This is a genomic window from Plantibacter sp. VKM Ac-2885 (assembly GCF_015351205.1).
Classification (GTDB): domain Bacteria; phylum Actinomycetota; class Actinomycetes; order Actinomycetales; family Microbacteriaceae; genus Plantibacter; species Plantibacter auratus.
Genome location: NZ_JADKSK010000002.1, coordinates 841584 through 858118 on the forward strand (window position 1 = coordinate 841584; position 16535 = coordinate 858118).

14 protein-coding genes and 1 pseudogene are annotated in these 16535 nt (G+C 63.2%); 6 read left to right on the forward strand and 9 right to left on the reverse strand.

Annotation, left to right across the window (positions count from 1 at the left end; translation table 11 throughout):
- Positions 1 to 62: 62 nt before the first annotated feature.
- Positions 63 to 599 (forward strand): helix-turn-helix transcriptional regulator, encoded by a 537-nt coding sequence (locus ITJ66_RS20225; RefSeq protein WP_194645295.1) that lies wholly within the window; start codon positions 63 to 65, stop codon positions 597 to 599.
- Between the two features lie 89 nt (positions 600 to 688).
- Positions 689 to 871, forward strand: coding sequence for a hypothetical protein (locus tag ITJ66_RS16425; RefSeq protein WP_194645296.1), 183 nt, complete (start codon positions 689 to 691; stop codon positions 869 to 871).
- 295 nt (positions 872 to 1166) lie between these two features.
- Here the strand turns inward: ITJ66_RS16425 and ITJ66_RS16430 are convergent, their stop codons facing one another.
- Positions 1167 to 1688, reverse strand: coding sequence for an AAA family ATPase (locus ITJ66_RS16430; RefSeq protein ID WP_370582684.1), 522 nt, complete (start codon positions 1686 to 1688; stop codon positions 1167 to 1169).
- 314 nt (positions 1689 to 2002) lie between these two features.
- On the opposite strand from ITJ66_RS16430, the gene ITJ66_RS16435 reads away from it, so the two are divergent.
- A complete protein-coding gene (locus tag ITJ66_RS16435; RefSeq protein ID WP_194645298.1) occupies positions 2003 to 3481 on the forward strand; it encodes a response regulator transcription factor in 1479 nt (492 codons plus the stop codon).
- 156 nt (positions 3482 to 3637) lie between these two features.
- Here ITJ66_RS16435 and ITJ66_RS19865 read toward each other — a convergent pair.
- The 5 genes and pseudogenes from ITJ66_RS19865 to ITJ66_RS16455 form a co-directional block, all read right to left on the reverse strand.
- Positions 3638 to 3724, reverse strand: a pseudogene (locus tag ITJ66_RS19865) (response regulator transcription factor); the annotation flags it as partial.
- Between the two features lie 73 nt (positions 3725 to 3797).
- Positions 3798 to 4562: a transcriptional regulator gene (locus tag ITJ66_RS16440; protein WP_370582685.1), complete on the reverse strand. Its 765-nt coding sequence runs from the start codon at positions 4560 to 4562 to the stop codon at positions 3798 to 3800.
- Between the two features lie 87 nt (positions 4563 to 4649).
- Positions 4650 to 5840 carry an ABC transporter permease gene (locus tag ITJ66_RS16445; RefSeq protein ID WP_194645299.1) on the reverse strand — a complete coding sequence of 397 codons (1191 nt, stop codon included), beginning with the start codon at positions 5838 to 5840 and terminating at the stop codon, positions 4650 to 4652.
- A complete protein-coding gene (locus tag ITJ66_RS16450; RefSeq protein ID WP_194645300.1) occupies positions 5837 to 6544 on the reverse strand; it encodes an ABC transporter ATP-binding protein in 708 nt (235 codons plus the stop codon). Before ITJ66_RS16450 ends, ITJ66_RS16445 begins: the two co-directional genes overlap by 4 nt.
- Positions 6544 to 7947 (reverse strand): efflux RND transporter periplasmic adaptor subunit, encoded by a 1404-nt coding sequence (locus ITJ66_RS16455; protein ID WP_194645301.1) that lies wholly within the window; start codon positions 7945 to 7947, stop codon positions 6544 to 6546. The genes ITJ66_RS16450 and ITJ66_RS16455 overlap by 1 nt, the downstream gene beginning before the upstream one ends.
- A 321-nt stretch (positions 7948 to 8268) precedes the next feature.
- Between ITJ66_RS16455 and ITJ66_RS16460 the strand changes: the two genes are divergently transcribed.
- The 3 genes from ITJ66_RS16460 (at position 8269) to ITJ66_RS16470 (ending at position 11857) form a co-directional block, all read left to right on the forward strand.
- The gene (locus tag ITJ66_RS16460) at positions 8269 to 9027 is read left to right on the forward strand and encodes an ABC transporter ATP-binding protein (RefSeq protein WP_194645302.1); all 759 of its coding nucleotides are present in this window, start codon (positions 8269 to 8271) and stop codon (positions 9025 to 9027) included.
- Positions 9028 to 9245: 218 nt separating this feature from the next.
- Entirely contained in the window at positions 9246 to 10436 is a 1191-nt protein-coding gene (locus tag ITJ66_RS16465; protein WP_370582712.1) for an FtsX-like permease family protein, read from the forward strand.
- 344 nt (positions 10437 to 10780) lie between these two features.
- The gene (locus ITJ66_RS16470) at positions 10781 to 11857 is read left to right on the forward strand and encodes a heparan-alpha-glucosaminide N-acetyltransferase domain-containing protein (protein WP_194645304.1); all 1077 of its coding nucleotides are present in this window, start codon (positions 10781 to 10783) and stop codon (positions 11855 to 11857) included.
- A gap of 77 nt (positions 11858 to 11934) precedes the next feature.
- Here ITJ66_RS16470 and ITJ66_RS16475 read toward each other — a convergent pair whose 3' ends face one another.
- The 3 genes from ITJ66_RS16475 to ITJ66_RS16485 all read right to left on the reverse strand — a co-directional run bounded on the left by ITJ66_RS16475 (position 11935) and on the right by ITJ66_RS16485 (position 16087).
- Positions 11935 to 13098 (reverse strand): O-antigen ligase family protein, encoded by a 1164-nt coding sequence (locus ITJ66_RS16475; protein WP_194645305.1) that lies wholly within the window; start codon positions 13096 to 13098, stop codon positions 11935 to 11937.
- A gap of 242 nt (positions 13099 to 13340) precedes the next feature.
- Positions 13341 to 15173, reverse strand: coding sequence for a methyltransferase domain-containing protein (locus tag ITJ66_RS20230; protein ID WP_194645306.1), 1833 nt, complete (start codon positions 15171 to 15173; stop codon positions 13341 to 13343).
- Complete coding sequence (locus ITJ66_RS16485; RefSeq protein WP_194645307.1) at positions 15170 to 16087, reverse strand: glycosyltransferase; 918 nt, start codon at positions 16085 to 16087, stop codon at positions 15170 to 15172. Before ITJ66_RS16485 ends, ITJ66_RS20230 begins: the two co-directional genes overlap by 4 nt.
- Positions 16088 to 16535 lie beyond the last annotated feature (448 nt).

Genomic DNA, 16535 nt, shown 5'->3' on the forward strand with positions numbered 1-16535 from the left:
ATTTGGTCGGCTTGTCAAATATCAGATTTGTACTCAGGAATGTTTGTTGCTACGGTTGCCGGATGGACGCCGCCCTCGACTTCAACGACGCGGTAGCCGCTGAACTCCGCCGCCAACGCGCGGCACGGGGACTCACGATCGACGAGGTCGCGCGGCGTGCTGGGATGGTGCGCACCACGGTGCTCCGCTACCTCAATGGCAAGCGCGCCATTCCGATCGGCGCACTCTATGGCCTGTCGGGAGCTCTGTCCGTAGAGGCCCATCGGGTGGTGGCGGCAGCGGAAGCCTCATGCGCTGCGGCGTCCGCGGCGGAGGGCCTCCCCGCAGTCGGCACTACCGACTCAATGGAGCCAAAGGTGCGACCCGGGCTCCTGATTCGAGTGCGGTCGCAGGTAGGGACGAGCACTCGAGATCATGCTCTGATCGCGCCTACGCTGGCCGCGCGAAGCCCCGCGGGTGTCGGGACTGGGAGGGGAGACATACCTGACCATGTGGGCCTGGAGTCAGCGCCCGCCCGCGTGGCTGTCTCTGGCGATACGATGCGACACCTCGGACCCCACCGCGGTGCGCCTAGTGCGGCTCAGAATCTGATCGCCTGAGTAGCTATCCACAGGCGGGGTGGCTTCCGAGCCGCGCCGTTTTTGTGCCGGCATCCGCGTCAGTCTGAGCGCACCGGTAGGATCGAACCATGAAGAACACACTGGTCGTCGTCGCTCTCACGTCCATGTTCGTGTCTCTGGTGCTTCGGCTTGTGTGGCCGCAGGTGGAATTCCTCGCCGGGCTATCGCTCGCGCTCCAGATCGGTGGAATCATCCTGCTCGTGATCTACATCGCCGGGTACGCGCGCGGCCGCGCTCGATCGCGGGCCTGAGACACCGACCGCCGCGTCAGTCGAGGACGCGCACGGAGAGCACGAGCCGTGAGCTTCGATGATCGCACCCGGGAAGGGGTGTGGTGTTGGCGTGACGGATGCGTCGGAGCTCGAGCGGGCGGTCTACCTGGAGGCGGCTGCGAAGCATCTCGCCACGGAGACCGAGGCGCATGAGATCGACGCACGAATCCGCGAGCATCTCTGAGCTCACGAGCGCGGGTTGCGACAGAGGAAGAGTTGTCAGCTCCACCGACACGCACCAGGCGACTGGATATCCGGCTTGTCACTGCGAGGACTATTCACCCTCGATCGCCTGCCGCGGTGAGCGTCGTAGGCTGAGGCCCTTCAAGATCGACGCCACTAGATCTTCGGTCGACACGTCGCCGCCTACGCGTGTCTCGTCGTGCCAGGGGAGTGGTTGCCACCCGTCGTACCACTCGCGAATCTTGTCCTCGCCGAACTCCTTCGACAGTGGCCGTCCTGCGTGGCGTCGGATCGTCTCGTCGAGTCCGATGTCGAACTGGTAGATCCGGGTCTGCCCACGGTGCTCGTCGCGCAGGTGCTTGAATAGCGCTGAATAGTCGCGCAGATTGAAGATTCCGTCCAGGATGACGTCGTATCCGAGGTTCAGAGCTTCGCGTGCAGCGCCGACGATCAGGATGCCTGCGTGGTGGGATCGTTGTGGCCTGTCGTTGTTGCTCAGGATCTCGCGGCGGAGGTAGTCCTGATGGATGAGGGCAACCTTCGGCCCGAGCTTTTCGCGTAGCGCCAGCGCCGTCGTCGTCTTTCCCGAGGCAGAGTCTCCTCGAAGGATCACGAGACGAGTGGATTCGTTGCCGACGGGTGTCACACTTTCATCTTGTCAGCTCACGGGACGGTGGGGACCGGCGTATTGGTGACGTGGCCAGGCACGTCGAAGATGCTCGTCCTGAAATGCCGGGGGGGGGGGGGGCTGAGTTGTTGCTGTTTGGTGGCCGGGTAACTGTCCATGATCTGCCCGACTGCGTAGTTTGTCGTCGTACCAATCCGGAAACTCATGTGTGTCCGAACTGGGTGTGGCGCCGCGCATCTGCGCCTGCTCGGACGCCGTGATGAAGGGAAAGTGAATCGTTGATGCCGAGTTTGAGCTCGATGGCGAGATCGCAGGACTGGGAAGCGTTCGCTGCCGCCATCGACAACAGTTTCTTCGCGCGCCTGCTCGTTGAACCAGACGCACTGCTCGAGGGTTTCGCCGCAGCTTCCGAAGAGTGGCTGTGGGAGAACCCTCGGTATCTGATGGCTGGAGCCATCGCCAGTGCAGTGTCGAACCCGTACGGGCTCGTTCCTGCCCGAGTGTTTGAATATTTCGCAACCTGGGTGGAGAGGCAGGACCGGCCTACAGCACGGGACCGTCTTGGAGTCATGCACACCCAACTCCGTGTGCTGGTCGCCGCCGGCCGACTCGCTGACGCCGACGAACAAGCAGATGCATCGCTGCGGCTGGTTGCCGAATCACAGGACACTGACGGGTTCGACGACCTCCTACCGCCTGTGTTCACCACAGTCGGGCTGGTCAAACTCCTCCGCGGAGACCTACGCGAGGCAATTGGGATATTCATGGAGGGAACCCGGCGCGCGGATGCCACTGACCACCCCTGTACTCCACACATCAGTAATTTCGCGGCACTTGCCTACGCGCTTGTAGGCAACTTCGCGCTTGCGGAGGATGCTCTGAGAGAAGTGCCGAGTCCAGACCAGTCGACCGGCCCGATGCATGCGTTTTACTACACTGCGGCGCAATATGCTGCGGCACTCATCTCTCTGGGGTGCTTGAGGACGCCGAGCGTCGGGCACTATGACCATGAGCCCGGAACGGGAGCGCTTTGGTGGATTGCCTACCATATCCGTGCGAAAGCCGCGCTTACCGCTTCTGAACGACCAGCCACTGCAGCTGTCCTCGAGGACGTGCTCGACATGCGCCGGGATTTGACTGGCGCCGGAACCCTTGCGGGCAGCACGCTGCGAGTGGATCTCGCGAACCTCTACATGGCCAGTCACAACTACCAAGCTGCGGCACACGTGCTGCAGGATTTAGCAGCGACAAACAGCCACGAGTCAGTATGGTCAGCGAAGGCACGCCTCGCCCTCCTCACCGGTCAGCCGGAACGCGCTCTGAACCTGATCTCTGCTGCGCAACATCTGCAAGGCGGCCGCCATCGCTTAGCGCCGTCGCTGCTGATCACCAAGGCTGCCGCACAACGCCTCCTCGGTGACATCACACAAGCGGGGGACGCGCTCGAGTGGGCCGCGGATTCAGTACGCCGTACGAACGGCCTTCGTGAAGTCATCGAAGCTCATCCGAGCATCCGAACGGAACTCGCTGAAAAAGTGTCACTTGCTCACGAGTTGCCGGACGAGGTCTACTCACGTGCGGAAGTCATCGAACTCACCAAACGTCAACGTGAAGTACTGGGCGTGCTTGACCAGCACCGCTCAATCAAGCAGATCGCCGCCGCCTTGCATGTGTCGCCAGACACGGCAAAGAGTCACCTCGCCGCTGTCTACAAGAAGCTCGGCGTTCACAGCCGCGAGCAAGCGCTTCGCGTCGTCGAAGACTGGCGTCTCAGCTGAGCGTGCGCTCTCGGCTCGGTGAGGAGACACGAAGCTGGAAAGTCCTCCTTCGAGACCGTTCCGCCCCTCGGCACACGTGCACATCGCGGTTCGCCGCGACCCGAAATCGCACAACGGAACAACCGCACCAAGTGTGTCCATCGCCATGGCCGTGCCAACGTCGGCAGCGATGGCCTCGAGACGGAGACCGGCGCGCATCGCGGACGCCAGCTCGGGTTCGTCCTCGACGATCAGTACACGCATGATGGCGAGAGTACCGATCGGGAGCGCTCTGCGTCGTATGCAGAGATCGAGGCGGGTGAGGTCGAGTGGGGGATCATCGGTCGGAGGGGGTCGCTTTGGCCACATCGGTGAGGTGTTCCAAGGTGCGCACGTGTGCGGCGTACGCGGCTCGGCCAGTACCTGTGAGTGACAACCAGGTTCGTGGACGCTTTCCGACGTGGCCTTCCTTGATACAGAGGAAACCGACGCTTTCCAGATACGACGCAGCCTTGGACAGCGCGGACAGTTCTGTGTTTGTCGCCGACGCGACTGCTGCCAACTCGGCCTCATCGCATCCGAACAGAAAGGCGCTCGTCTTCAACCGGGGCGCACTGGTGAACTCCTCGTTCAGGATCAGTGCAGATGCCTGGGGCGGATTTGCGGTGTTCTCCTGAGACCCCAGACAGTAGACGTGTTCGCCGATGATGAGTGCGATCAGGGCGATCGCTATCCACACTCGCTCGTCTGGCCGGACGGCGAGCGCGACCGCAGCCAACGTCAAGGTGGTGAACGCCACGATGGGCGCGACCCGCCGGTATCGTCTCAGCGCGAGGCGTCCCGAGGCCGGGATTACGCCGCGAGCCCGCCAACCTCCGAGGAGGATGGGGAACGCGGTCACGTTCGCGGTGAGGACCAGGGTACCCATCAGGGACACGAACGGGCCGGAGGGCGCCCTGAACGCCAGCACCAGCACACTGAGTGAGAGTAACGCGCCACTGCACATGACGTAGCGTCCTAGCCGCGGAAGGCGGCAGCGCGCGGCCTGCTCCAGCCGGTTAGCCAGCTCGAGGTCGTTGGCGGGATTCGTGATCGATTCCACACTGCCGCACTGACAGATGGTCTCAGAGTGAACACGGAGTCGGGGATCTTCGGGAGTAGCATCACCGGAAATGAGTTCCACCATCGGTCAGGCTCCGACCCGGAGCGCTTGCACAGGGTTCATCCGTGCCGCCTTCACCGCTGGGTAGGTGCCGAAGAACACGCCGATCGCAACCGAGAGACCCGCCGCGAGGGCGACGGTCGCCCCGTCGATGATCGGTTGCACTCCGTTGATCGGGAACAGGGATGCAACCAGAGCGACTCCTACGCCCAACGTTCCACCGACGATGCTCAGCGCGGTCGCCTCAAGTACGAACTGGCCGGCAAGCGACACCGGCTGCGCGCCGAGCGCTTTCCTGACGCCGATCTCCCTGGTCCGCTCGCGAACCGTGAGCAGCATGACGTTGGTCACACCGATGCCGCCGACGATGAGGCTGATCCCCGCGATGCTCGACAGCAGACTGCTGAGGCTCTCCTGTGTCCCACCGAGTGCGTCACGGAGCTGGTCGGACGAGAAGAAGGTCGGGTTCAGTGCACCACGTGACGCGAGGATCGATGTTGCCTGTGACTTCGCCGCATCGACCGTGGCCGGTGAAGTAGCGCTCAACACGATAGACCCGAGGTCGTTGTACCCTGCGATCGTGGCCTCGACTCGATCGATCGGGGCGTACATTGTTCCGTCGCTCATCCCGGCTGACTGTTTGTCTGCAGCCGTCGGGCTGAGCACACCGGTTACAAGTGCGGGACTGCCCGCAACGAGGACCGTTTGGCCGACCGCCGATGACCCGTCGGGGAAGAGCGTCGATTGCATCGTCGCATCGATTACCGTCACGGGTTGGTCCGTGAACACATCCGATTGCGTGAACAGACGGCCGGCGATGAGTTTCGAGTTCGTGATCGTGAAGTAGGCCGGGCTGGTTCCGACGATCTGGGCGGAGGCCGACGACGCGCCGACCACCACCTTCGCACTGGAGTAGACCAACGGAGCGACCAGATCGATGTCCGTGCCCAGCGGGTCAGTGGCGAGGGCTTCGACGTCAGTGCGCGTCAACGGATGTGGGGGCGGACTCTCGCTCCCCATTGAGGTGTCCACGTAGACGGCACTCGCGCCGAGCGACGCCACTTCATCGTTCACCTGCTTGGTCGTGCCGTTCCCGACGGCGACGAGCGTGATCACCGAACCAACTCCGATGACGACCATGAGGATCGTCAGGATCGATCTGGTGAGGTTTCCGCGCAGACTTCGAAAGGCGGCGGTGGCGAGATCGATCGGATTCATGCGCAGACCGTTTCATTCGTATAGCTGCGCTCGATGCGGCCGTCCCGCATGACGATGACCCGCTGCGCGCGCGAGGCGACGTCGTCCTCATGGGTGATGACGACGACGGTCGCGCCGCCACGATGGAGTTCGTCGAAGATCGCCAGAACTTCGTCGGTCGCCTGGGAGTCGAGATTGCCGGTCGGTTCGTCTGCGAGGATGAACGTCGGCTGATTGACGATAGCGCGAGCGACAGCGACGCGCTGCTGCTGCCCGCCGGAGAGCTGGTTGGGTCGGTGGGACGAGCGCCCGCTGAGCCCGACCCGGTCGAGCGCCGCGCCCGCGCGGGCGCGTCGCTCGGCCCGCCCGACACCGGTGTAGATCATGGGGAGCTCGACATTGCCGAGCGCGGTCAGCGACGGGATCAGGTTGAACGCCTGAAAGACGAATCCAATCTCGGTGTTCCTGATGGAAGCGATTTCACGTTCACGCAGATCGGAGACGGCCCGGCCGGCGATTTCGAGTGAGCCGGATGTGGGCTGGTCGAGGCAGCCCAGGATGTTGAGCAGGCTGGACTTTCCGGCCCCGGAGGGACCGACGACAGCGAGGTACTCCCCGGTCGGCACGACGAGATCGACGTTGTCGAGCGCGCACACCGTGCCGTCTCCCTTGCCGTGTTCGCGTCGGACCCGGTTCAAACGGATAGCTGCGTTTGCTTGCACCATCAGAAGCCCTCCCCGTTCTCCGACCCATCCGAGCCATCGGACCCGCATCCCACGTCGCACCCGGGTCCAGCGTCCGGCTGGGCGACGACCTGGACGACGTCGCCGGGTAGGAGTCCGTCGGTGATCTCGATCACACCGTCGCCGGTCAGCCCAGTCTTGACGTCCACCTGCTTTGCCTTTGCGCCGTTCTTCTTCGTCGTGAGCATTACCGTTCCTTCGCCGGGAGCGGTCAACGTGACCGCGTAGCTCGGGAGCGTGGGGACATCGGTCGCGGTCGCGGTCACGATGCTGACCAGCCCGGTCTCTCCGAGTTTCACCGTTGGCGGTGGCGTCGTGAGTTGGATCATCGTGGCGTATGAGACCACGCCTGACGAGTTCGTCTGCGGAGTTGGCGCGATGGAGACGACCGATCCGGCGATCACGACGCTGGTGTCTCCAGCCATCGTGACCGTCGCGGGCTGCGTCACCGCCACATTGTGGACGTCGGCTTCGGGAACGGAAGCGGACACGAAGAGTGTGGACACATCGGAGATGGTGATCAGTCCACTGGATGTGCTCGAGGTAGGGCCGCCACTCCCGCTGCTTCCGTCACTACTTCCCGACGCTGAACCGCTCGCCGTTGCGGAGGCATTCGACGTCCCGCCGCCTGCGGTGACAGAACCGACCGTTCCATTGATTGCAGTGACAATGCCCGCGATCGGCGCTTTGAGGACGGTCTTGTCACGTTCAGCTTGAGCGGCATCCACATCGCGCGCGGCGTCGTCTCGTGTCTTCACCGCGCTGACGACGTCGTTATCCTTCGACGGCAGCGAGCTCTGCTGGTCGCGCACCGACGCGGCCGCCGTCGCGTACTCGGCCGAGTCCGTCGGCGTGGCAGCAAGAGTGGCCCGCGCGTCGGCCAATGCGTCCCGAGCGGACGCGTAGGCCGACCGAAGGTTGGAGAGCGCCGTCTCGGCAGCGCTCAGCGCACTCTGCGCCTTGGCCAGCGCACGATCTGCATCGGCGGGGTCGATCGTTGCGAGGTCCTGTCCAGCCGCCACAGTCTGCCCCACCGCGACCGAGATTCCGGTGATCGTGCCGCCGTTGGCGAAGGACACATTAGAGGTGGCAGCTGCAGAGATCGCGCCTTTGGCGCTTACGGTCGTCGTGACGGTCCCGGTCTCGACCGTCGCAGAAGAAGTCTTGACGGCTGGGGCCTGAGCGAAAGGGTTGGCGAACAGGACGATCAGGCAGGCGATGAGCAGAACAGCCGCGGCGACCGAGCCGATGCCGATCCACCCCTTTCGACCCAGCCGTGGGCGCCGAGCGCGAGACAGCGGCGCCTCCGTCTCCACCGTGTCGGTCGATACGGGATCGAGCGAGTCGAGCGCCTCCTCGGCGTCAAATGATGCGTGAATGTCCATGGTGTCACCCTAGAAATGCGCTGGGCCGATTGCATCACTCCGCGGTCTCGCAGACACTCATCCAGCAGCATCTACCGAAACGGAGCCGCCTGGGCTAGCACGCCAAGGGTGTAAACCACCCGGGGGTCCTAGCGAGTGGATTTTGCCGGGCTCTCTCCGTCCGAACCCAAGCGGAGCGCCCCCACGGGACCGGATCTTCCGCGTGAACACGCGGAAGTTGGCCGCGCTTCAGAAGTGCGCCTCACATCAATCGGCGGACGGATGCAGGTCGATCCTCTGGGTCGACGCCGCGCACGCGGCCCCCGCGCTTAGCTTGCTCGCATGGACAATCACACGCACAAACAAGCGGTGGCTCACGTCACCGATCTCCGCAAGAGCTACGGCACCGGGGACAACACCGTCACAGCGCTCGACGGCATCAACCTCTCACTCGAGCGTGGAGCGTTCACCGCCATCATGGGGCCGAGTGGTTCCGGGAAGTCGACCCTGATGCACATCATGGCTGGACTGGATCGCGCGACGAGCGGCCGGGTCCGGCTCGGTGAGGACGACATCACCGACCTCGACGACAACCAGTTGACGCTGATCCGCCGCCGTCGGATCGGCTTCGTCTTCCAGTCGTTCAACTTGGTACCGACGCTCGACGTCGAGGCCAACATCTGTCTTCCCTTCGAGCTCGACGGGCGTCGTCCGAACGGCGACGAGCGGGCCTGGATCAGCACTCTCGAGAGTGCGCTGGGCCTCCAGTCGCGACGCACGCACCGTCCCCATGAGTTGTCGGGAGGTCAGCAACAGCGTGTGGCGATCGCTCGCGCTCTCGCCACGCGTCCTGCGGTGCTGTTCGCCGATGAGCCGACGGGCAACCTGGACTCCCGCACCGGTCGGAGCGTGCTCGCGCTGCTCGCCGCGTCGAGCACTGAGTACGGACAGAGTATCGCCATGGTGACCCATGACCCGATCGCTGCCAGTTACGCCGACCGCATCGTCTTCCTGGCGGATGGCCGGGTGGTCGACGACCGTCCCCGTTCGACCCCAGAGCAGATCTCCGCCCTCATGCTCGGAATGGAGCGCGCATCATGAACGGGTCGAAGCAAACAGGTCGCTCGCGGGAGCATCGCGCCAGCCTCTTCGTCGCAACGGTGAGTTCGTTCTTCGGCGTCGCCCTGCTGATGGCTGTCGACGTCGAGTCGGCGATGGTCAACGCGGATGGCAAGACCGGGGGAAGCTCCACCGTGACGATTCTTCTCGCCCTTACCGCGACCATCTTCGTCGCGCTCGCCGTGTACGTCGGCTCGATCGTGACGGTCAACACCTTCGCCACAATCGTGGCTGGTAGGACCAGGACGATCGCCCTCCTCCGCCTCATCGGCTCCACAGCACAGATGCAGCGTCGGTCGGTCAGCCGCGAAGGCGCCGTCGTGGGAGCTATCGGAAGCCTCGCGGGCCTCGCACTCGGGCTGGGGTCCGTCGCTGCCATGGTGAAGGTCGGCGTTGCCACGCGGTTCCTGCCGGCACTCGACTACCCCCTCTTCGACTTGTCTGTCCTGCTGCCCGTGCTCGCTACGTTCCTCGTCACCTGGTTGGCGTCGTGGGTGGGGGCCAGGAGAGTGCTCGCCGTGACACCACTGCAAGCACTCGGTGAGGCGGAGGAGCAGAGCTGGGATGAAGCGAGCGGAAACCGAGCTCGGCGAGCGACGTCCTGGGTGCTGTTCACGGTGGGGATCCTGCTGTTGCTCGGAGGCGCCGCGGTGGGGGTTGTCGATGCGACTGGAGTCCTCATCGGCGTGGTCGGTGGTCTGATCTCCTTCACCGGCCTGATCGTCGGCGCGACGATCTTCATGCCTCCGGTGCTCCGTCTCGTCGGTCGGCTGTTCGGATCTTCCGCTCCTGCTCGGCTGGCAGCCGAGAACGCACTCAGGTATCCCGAGCGTAGCTCCCGCACGACCGTAGGTCTGACGATCGGCGTGACCCTGATCACGATGTTCGCCGTCGCTGGATCGACGTTCCAGCAGTCGATCGTCCGCGCTGCGACGATCGACCCCGACTACTACAGCGGCATTGATGAGATCGTCGGCCAGGTCGTCGCCGTGTTCTCGGTCTTGATTGGTTTCAGCGCGCTCATAGCTGCTGCCGGCATGGTCAACAGCTTGTCGCTGAGCGTGATCCAGCGCAAGCGAGAGCTGGGACTCCTCCGTGCTTTGGGCTTCTCCGCCGGTCAGATCCGGCGCATGATCTTGGTCGAGGCTGCACAACTCACCATCGCGGCCGTCGCCGTCGGTCTGGCGCTGGGCGTGTTCTACGGATGGGCAGGCGCCCAATCGATGCTCGCGTCGCAGAAGGGGATGTCTGGACTGGTCGTGCCTGCTATGCCATGGGGGATATTGGGCGTCATCGTGGTCCTGGCTGCGGCCCTCACCGCTGTAGCCGCATTGGGTCCTTCTCAGCGGGCGACCCGGGTGTCGCCGGTCTCGGCGCTTGCGTCCGAGTGACGGAGGTGCGCCGTCTCCGAGCGGAACCAGATTCTGGTCACCGCTGACATCCTCGCTGATCAATCGCCCTTGCGGTCCCGTCGACCATCGCTCCGATCCGTGAGGGCTGACAGCCTCTCCGGTGTCAGCCCTCACCCTCGCCTGGGCGCTGCGTCGCTTGGTCTCATACTGCCCGCTTACTTCGGCGAAGCCGTTCTGAAACAGGATCAATCATGAAACCTCTGTTCGCGCACTATCGTGCTGCAGCTCCTATGACCGCTGGGCCCGGCCCGATTCTCGCCGTGGATCTCGCTCGACTGATCGCCATGTTGGGCATGATCGCCGAGCATCTCCACTGAGAACAGATGCCGGCGCCCATCCTCACGCTGGTGACGGGCTTCCCATCGACACTGTTCGCCGTTCTCGGCGGTGTTAGCGTCGCATTGTCGATCCGCCGCTTTCAAGACAGCGGTCAGCATCTCCGCGCGACGCTCACGGTCGCCGTCCGAGGACTGTTGATCGCGGTGATCGGCGCGCTACTGGCCATCGCTCCGTCGATGGTGATCCTGGTCCTGGTTTACTACGGTGCCACGATGATCGTGCTTGCGGTCATCGTCAACCTGAAGTCATGGATGCTGCTCACGCTCACAACGTTGCTCGTCGTCCTAGGTCCTCAGCTCAATGTGGTCGTCTTCAACGCGCCGGACCAGGACACGATCGGCGAGCTGTCATTCACAAGCCCATTGGCGTTTCTCCGAACTGTTGCATTCACAGGTATGGACCCGGTGATCACCTGGCTGGGCTACATGATCGTCGGCCTGCTGATCGGACGGTGGGCGCTCGCACGCCGGTCCGACGGTCGCGGCACAACGGGACCTCGCCTGCTCGGGGTGGGATCCGTTCTTCTGCTCTTGGGCGTCGCTTCCGACCTCGCAAGTCGTCCTGCGGTCGTCGATTTTCCTCAGTGGCGGCGATCCATCCCGGAGAACTGTCGCCGAGATGGGGGTCGTCGGGCAGGGCTTTGTTCATCCTCTCGGGGCGGCTGGATCGCCTTGATGAACGCCGCGCCCCACACCGGATCCACCGCCGACATGATCCGAACCATGGGCGCCGCGATCCCAGTCCTCGGTCTCCTGCTCTGGGGCACAGCGAAGAGTCGTCCCATGAACGTCCCGATGCGCGTGCTGCAGAAGGCGGGCAGCGCACCCCTGACGATCTACGTGGCCCATGTCCTGTCGACAAGTCTCATGATGGCAGCTGTGGACGCCGGTGCCAGTAGTTATTCGGCATGGTGGGCAAGCGGACCGGGAGCGCTGGCGCTTCAATACCTCGGGATCTGCGCACTTGGGATACTCCTGGCCGGCCTCAGCAGACGCGGCCCGCTCGAATCCGCAGTGAGCGGAGTTACGCGTCGCATCGTCGGACTCTTGCCGGGTTCGTGACTCATTCCAGGTTTCGCACCTTGTCGGTGGGGTTATGAGCACCGAGGCTGCGGCGCCTCTGGAATTCCTCTACTGCGTCATGACGCCCTACCTGCCGGGCGATTGCGCAACCTCCGCACTGACGGTCGGTGCGTCATCGTTCCATCGGTACACCCACACCGAGGCAGACTGCCTGACACGCGCGGTTTCACCGCGAGGATCACAAGAAGCACCCAACCCGACTCGATGAGTATTCGGCTCTCAGTGAGGCTCTGCAGGATCAAGAGCAACAGGACCGAGAACGGCGCAGCTCCTGCCATGAACGCGCCGAAAGTCCTCCTCGTCAATCGCTGTGGCAAGAGCCACAGGGTGCCTTGCGCCGTCTGGACGACGAGGACCAGGAACACGAGAGCGCCGACGAGCCCCAGCTGCATGGTCACGTCGAGCCACGCGTTGTGCGCTTGGAGCTGACGGACACCGTTGCGGACAACGAACTCAGAGAACTGAGGTTCCCAGCTTGCCCAAGGGCTTGAGAATCCCCAGCCGAGAAGGGGCCGTTCTTCGATGCGCTCAACGACTTTCAGCCAGATCTCGGTCCGACCGGTGAGATCGGCGCTCTTTCCGAACCCGCTGAGAATGGCTCGCCAATGGGGCGCGGCTGTGCCTACCGCGCCCAGCACGACCAGCAAGACGGCTGTGACGACGGCTCGTTTCGTCCACCCAGGACGCAAGGCGATGCCCATACCGATCGCCGCAACAACGGCTCCCGTGCCGACCAACGCTACGAGGACGGTGGAGGAGCGGGTGAGCCAGAGCGTCAGGATAGCCACAATGACACAGCTCAGAGCCTCCACCCGAGCCTTCGCCGTCGCGAGGCGTGCGAGACTCACGATCAGCGCGACTGCGGCTACGAATGCCAACAGGTTCGCGTTACCGGGTAGCCCCTGAATTCGGTCATCCTCGAAGAGCACGTCCCTCGACCAGTAGGCGAGCAAGGGCGGCTTCGCGTCGCCGTAGTCAGTGAAGAAGGGGAGCACTGGATGACGTATCACGAGGGAAACGAACAGTTCGAAGAGCAGCGACAACGCCAGGACGCTGAGCGCAGCCCGCTGAATCGCGGCCATCGCATCGTCCCAGAGCAAGTGCCGCGCAACGAAGATGCCGACCGCGGTGCACATCAACATACCGAGAAGGGTCACGACCGTACCGAGAGGGTAGGCCGACCAGATTACCGAGATCACGGCAAGAGCGACGTAACTCACCAGTCCCCACGGTAGGCGGCGCAAGGTGAATACCACAGGCGAACGGCGCCACAACACGGCGAGCAGAACGATCGAGCTGAGGGCGACAACCCCGTACCCCCAGATGGTGAGCAGGTTTATCCACGCGGAACCAGCGAAAGCAACAAAGACTACCCACGTCGCAGTCAGCTTGATGACACGCGACCGCTCAGCCGTCTCATCGCCTGATGGTTCCGCGTGGCGAGGCTCTCGATTCCGCGCCGTCACTTGCGGAGCAACCATCGCGAGAGTCGCCACGAGCGTGAGCGCTCGACCTCCGCGATTGCATGTTGTATGTCAGCGGCCCGCGCACCGGTGAAGTGCGAGCTTTGGGCTCCGTGACCGCGACCCATGAACCAGCCGGCCCAGCGAAGGGGTGATGTGACCTTCCAGGACGTCGAATCGAGCAGACTGGCCAGACGATGGAGCGCTTCTGCTCGATCAGGATCTCGCGGGTCGATCGATTCTTGCGAGACCAGCGCTCGGTGAAGATGCTCCGACTCGACCAGCTCACGGATGCGTCGAGACTCTCCCGGCTGGAGCAGTAGCGGTCGCGCGTCGATGTTCCGTCGAATGAAGAGCTCGTTGAGTCGCCACACTTCAGCATCGTGTTCCGTGGCCGAGCTCTCTTGCTCAACCCAGCGATGGTAGATCGCGACGATCTCACGCGAATCCGCAACCCCGACGATCGATCCAGCTCGGAGGAGGTAGTCCCAGTCCTCGGTCGTCGTCAGGGACTCGTCGAACCGCACGCCGAGGTCACGGAAGAGTGAACGTGGGAACGCGAGGGTCATGAAAGGAGACTGGTTGTGCAGAAGATGGTTCACATACGAGAATTCGGGCTCATAGACCATCTCGGGTGAGGTCGTCGCACGGATGCCGTGCTGCCCTAACACCTCGACACGCGCTGCTCCCTGCACGACCGCGAGACTGCGCAGGACTTGACCCCGGTGTTTTCGGTCCAGCGCGCTGAACGTCTCGATCCAGTGCCCCAGTACGAGATCGTCATCGTCGAGGACTGTTACGTACCGACCCCGGGCTTCTGCGAATCCGATGTTCAGCAGGGTGGCCCGGTTGCCGCGGTCGGCGTGAACGACTCTTGTCTTGGCCTTGAGACCGGTCGTGGTGTCGTCCACCAACCGGTCCACGACAGAACGGTCCTCCACTCGATGAGCGACGAGGACGACCTCGAAGTCCTGATCGCTCTGCGCTGCGAGACAGGTGAAGACCTCCTGTAACTCGTGGACCCGCCTACCCTGGGTCCGAATCAGGACCGTGAACTTCGGTCCGTCGATCGTCTGTTCACAGGCCGGAGCGGTTACCTTCGGGCCGGCAACGCACGCCCAGACGAATTGGTTCACGGTGGCGTTCGGCTCGACACCGTCGCGAAGGCCTGCCAAGAAGGTCTCGACGGTCGTGCCCTGCTGGAGCGCGGAATGATCCTCGGGAAAGTGCTGGTCACTGTTGGTGATGACGACGTCGTGCCGAGCGATCCGATGCAGGCCATGCGTCCCGAGATCTTGCTCCAACTGCCGTTCGCCGAAGAGTCGGACGTGGGTCTGATCAAGGAGACCAGTCGCGGTGTAGTCCCAGGACCCGAACGCGAGCTTCACCGCGATGTCGCGGTGTGTGACGTTGGGAACACTCAAGACGACGATGCAGCCGTGGTCCCGTGAGAGCTTGGTGAGCGCCTCACCGACGGCATCCCTGCGGGCCAGGTGTTCGAATCCGTCAAGGAGCGTGATGGCAGCGATGCGCCGGCCGGCGATCAGTTCTCGGAGGGCGTCGTAGCAGTTCTCCGCCTGGAGATCGACTTGATGCGCTTCGAAACCCGCCGTGCGGAGACGATCCACTTGTCTCTGTTCCAGATCGACACCAACGTAGGTTGCTCCGAAGCGTGACTCGACATGGCTGGCTATCACCCCGGCGCCGCAGGCGAGATCCAGGTGGATAGCGTCTCCTGATGCAGGCTGGTAACCAGCAATCAGCTCCAGCGCGTGGCCATAGGCTGACTCCTCGGAGAAGGCGAAGTCGTACGGAACCGCATCGCTGCTCACAGGACGAACCGGTGAGTAGCGTAGTTGCCATCGGTGAACTCGGCGGTTCGATGATGCGGATCCCGCTGTTCTGGGAGGGCGTCTCGTTCCATACGCGAGCGGAACTCCCTTGCAGCGCGTGCAGCATCAAGGTCGCCGGAAGCGTCGAACGAAGAGAGAATCTGATCCGTCAGGTCCGGGCGCGACCACTTGTACGTGAGGAGGAGAGCGGCTTCTGCGGAAAAGTAGCGCTCGGAGGAAGTGGGCCGCCATCTCCCGTTCTCCGAGAGCGTCTTGGCGTGGAAGACCGAGGCTCCCGGCTGAAAGACGATCTTGCGGCCGACCTCGCGGATCCGCCATGAAAGGTCTACGTCGTCGCAGTACATGAAGAAGCTCTCCGCATCAAAGCCGCCGATGTCCTTGAACAGTCGTGTCGGGAACATGGAGTAAGCACCCGCTGCCCACGAGGTCGCTCCAGTACGACTGTCGTAGTCCTTGGGGTGCTCCAAGGGAAGCTGCTTTGCTTCGGCGATTCCCACAGCAGGGTCGGCGAATACCTTGAGTAATGATTGAATTGCTCTGGGTGATATAACGATGTCTGGGTTCGCGATCACGAGATAGTCGGATGTCGTAGATGCGGCAATCCTATTCTGAGCTCCCCCATGTCCAAGGTTCTCTCCGAAGAATTCGTATCGAATCTCGGATAGTGATGGAAACCGGTCTCGCCAAACACGGAGCCAGGATTCGGTCAAGGTCGGCGTCGGCGAGCAATCACCGAAACTCACGACGACGGCACCTCCCGTCTTCTCAAGCCAACCGATCTCCGCTGCGCGGTGGGTGGCCTCCAACGCGCGTTCGATTGCCTCAGGCGGTGTGTGGAACAGCACCGATTGCACGGTTACCGATGGGGTAGAGCTGATCGGCTCGTGCGTCATGAGTTCCCTTCAGATTCCTGTTGATTCGCTGCTTTCGACGATCGAGGAGAACCCTGTTTCCGTATCACGCCCGCGAATGGCATGTGATCTCCGGGAGTAGCCGGACACGAAGCATCTGCTCTCGCAGCCAAATGGCGCTCACGCAATCTCGAAGAGCGATGGGTCGGCGCGCCAATCGCGTCCCCGGCCAATAGCCTTGCATCACCGATAGCACCTGCGAACTCGCGGTGGGGTGATCTCTGGGTGAGACCAGGATGAAATGGATCCGACCGCGGCGCTGGACCACTCGCAGTTGGAGTGTGCAACTACACAGCTCATATCAAGACAGCAAGCGAGTCGGGGCTCTCGGAGGTGCGTTTTCATCGGCGGGTTGAAAGGCCCTCAGCTGCTGGATCGTTCCGCGGACTGATGCGGCGAGGCACCAGGGTTGGATGTGGTGGTCGTGCCA